The 2,645-nt window shown below is 65.0% G+C and carries 4 protein-coding genes; 3 read left to right on the top strand and 1 reads right to left on the bottom strand.

The window, feature by feature from the left end:
* Positions 1-960: histidine kinase (locus tag P3W97_RS00475; protein WP_300843018.1), on the bottom strand; the 960-nt coding region annotated here is incomplete at its 3' end.
* 424 nt (positions 961-1,384) lie between these two features.
* Here P3W97_RS00475 and P3W97_RS00470 point away from each other — a divergent pair.
* The 3 genes from P3W97_RS00470 to P3W97_RS00460 all read left to right on the top strand — a co-directional run.
* The gene (locus P3W97_RS00470; protein ID WP_300843019.1) at positions 1,385-1,741 is read left to right on the top strand and encodes a hypothetical protein; all 357 of its coding nucleotides are present in this window, start codon (positions 1,385-1,387) and stop codon (positions 1,739-1,741) included.
* 26 nt (positions 1,742-1,767) lie between these two features.
* On the top strand, positions 1,768-2,130 hold the full coding sequence (locus P3W97_RS00465; protein WP_300843017.1) for a response regulator: 363 nt from the start codon (positions 1,768-1,770) through the stop codon (positions 2,128-2,130).
* Positions 2,131-2,175: 45 nt separating this feature from the next.
* Positions 2,176-2,645: Hpt domain-containing protein (locus P3W97_RS00460; RefSeq protein WP_300843016.1), on the top strand; the 470-nt coding region annotated here is incomplete at its 3' end.

Here is a 2,645-nt window from a genome sequence, read left to right as displayed (position 1 = left end):
CAGTCCGAACGAGCGGTCTTTGCCCAGTTCCTGCGGCGAGGCCCCCCGGCCGTCGTCGGCAATCTCGATGGTCAGATGGTCCTCCAGGTCGCTCACGTCGATGGTGACGCGCCGCGCCTGTGCGTGCTTGAGCACGTTGGTCAGGGCCTCCTGCACCGTGCGGTAGGCCACCATCTCTTGGCGCGGGGTCAGTGCCCCTTGCACGCGCCCGCGCAGCAGCACATCTAAGCCCGTGCGCTCGGCAAAGGTACGGGTCAACCACTGCAGTGCGGGCATCAACCCCTGGTCCAGCACCGCAGGGCGCAGATTGCGCATGATGCGCTGGCTGGCGCCCAGAGCGTGTTCGGCCATGCCCAGCGCCGAGCGCACATGGCCCAGGGCCTCCTCATCCGTCAGGCGGCGGGCCAGCCAGGCCAAGTCGAGCTTGACCGCCGCCAGCGCCCCACCGATGTCGTCGTGGATCTCGCGTGCGATATCGGCGCGCTCGCGGTCGATGCTGGTTTGCAGATGCTCGGTCAGCTCCAGCAGGCGCTGGCGCGAGGCGGCCAGCTCGCGCGCCGCCTCGGCCTGGGCACGGCGCGTGGCCGACAGCTCCAGCGCGCGCTGCAGCACCCGCGGCAAGCGGGACAGCTGCGCTTTGTCCACATAGTCGCTCACGCCGCGGACCATGGCATCGGCCACGGCCGCCTCGCCGATCGCCCCAGACACGAGGATGAACGGCAGATCGAGCCCCGCCTGGCGCAGCCAGTCCCAAGCTTCCATTCCGGAAAAACCGCCCAGGTGAAAATCGGCCAGCACCGCATCGAACGGCGGCTGGCCGGGGGCCAAGGCTGCGCAAAACGCCTCCATCGTGTCCACGAGCACGACCTCGGCCTCGATCTCGCCGCGGCGCAGGGCGCGCACGAGCAGGCCGTGATCGATGGGGTTGTCTTCCAAATGAAGCAGACGCAGGGCGTTCACGCAGGGCGGATATCCAAAACTACAGGGTGATGTGCCGGTGTCGCGTGGCCACAGTGGCGATCCAGCGCCCCGTGATTGTGGGCGAAAGCCAGCCCACCGGGTACTCGAAACATCCCAAATCATGCACCGCGGCCGTGATGAAAGTCCAACGATTTGCCGATATTCACTGAAGTCCTAGCCCCCGCACTCCCGTCCCCCTTGTGCCGGGGTATATTTACGCCACCATATCGCGATGGGACTGCAGCAGGGCCTCAGCATGTCAGATCCGGACACCCCCCCACCTTCTTCGCAGCGCCGGCGCTGGCCGCGGGAAGAGGTTACCGTGATCGAGCCCCGCCCCGAACCGCCCGAGGACGGCGACGAGCCCACGGTGGCCGTGCGGCTGAGCGCGGTGGCAGACCTGCAAGACTCGCTGCTGGTGGCGATGAACGACCTCAAACGCCTAGAAGGCCTGCTCGACCACGCCACAGGCAATCTGCTGGACCGCTTCAACCGGGCGATCGCCGCTGTGGACGCCCTGGCGTCGACACAGGACACCCCGGCTACGCAAGACCTGCGGCAAACCCTCCATCAAGCCGTGCTGGAGCTGCAGTTCCACGACATGGCAACCCAACTGCTGGAGCACACCGGCAAGGTCCTGCGCGGCTGCGCGTACATGCTGGCCGAACAGGTGATGGAGCCCGAAGAGGACGAGGTCGGTGCGGTCGTGACACACCTGCCGCAAAATCCCAATCCGGTCACTCAAAGCGAGATGGACGCTGGCTCCATCGAACTGTTCTGAACCCGCCTCACCCACAAGGTCCGCCCATGCACTCGATTCTGGCCGTTGATGACTCCGCCTCCATGCGCAAGATGGTATCGTTCACGCTGGTAGGTGCTGGCTTCCAAGTGGTGGAAGCAGTCGATGGTGTCGACGCCTACGAGAAAGCGCAAAGGCAACATTTCGACCTGGTACTCACCGACCAAAATATGCCACGGCTTGACGGTATCGGTTTGACCCGCAAACTGCGGGAACATCCAAGCTACACCGCCACACCCATTCTGATCCTGACCACCGAATCCAGCGACCAGATGAAGCAGGCTGGCCGAGCCGCCGGCGCCACGGGCTGGCTGGTCAAGCCGTTCGACCCGAATCGGCTGATCGAGGTCATCCGAAAAGTCATCCGCTGACCCCACAAAAGCCTCAACGCCAGCCAGAAGACCGAGAGCAACGCCATGGCAGATACCGCGAACGACGGCTTCGACCTGACCCAGTTCTACCAAATATTCTTCGAGGAGGCGGGCGAGAATCTGGAGCAGATGGAGCAGCTGCTGCTCAACCTCGACCTGGATACCGTCGATGATGAGACGCTGAATGCGATTTTCCGGTGCGCTCATTCGATCAAAGGCGGGGCGGCTACCTTCGGCTTCGAGGACGTGGCCGAACTGACGCACCAGATGGAGTCACTGCTGGACAAGCTGCGCCGCCACGAGCTCGTGCCCACCCCCCCCATGGTGGATGTCCTGCTGGAATCCAGCGACGCCCTCAAGGGCCTGCTGGCGCGGCACCAGGGACTGGGTGGCGAGCCGCCGGAAACCGCAGGGCTGGTGTCACGCATCCGTGCACTGGCCAGCGGGCAGGCGGACACAACTGCGCCGCCAGCCCCCCCCACAGACTCTTATACACATCTCTCGCTCCCGCAGAA

Source organism: Tepidimonas sp., from assembly GCF_029335975.1.
GTDB lineage: Bacteria > Pseudomonadota > Gammaproteobacteria > Burkholderiales > Burkholderiaceae_C > Tepidimonas.
Note: the sequence above shows the minus strand (reverse complement) of the source record. Positions and strands in the feature narration are given on the sequence as shown.

Bases quoted from the DNA above. Each gene is read 5' to 3' on its own strand.
- P3W97_RS00470 (WP_300843019.1), top strand. From the start codon at position 1,385: ATGAACGACCTCAAACGCCTAGAAGGCCTGCTCGACCACGCCACAGGC.
- P3W97_RS00465 (WP_300843017.1), top strand. From the start codon at position 1,768: ATGCACTCGATTCTGGCCGTTGATGACTCCGCCTCCATGCGCAAGATG.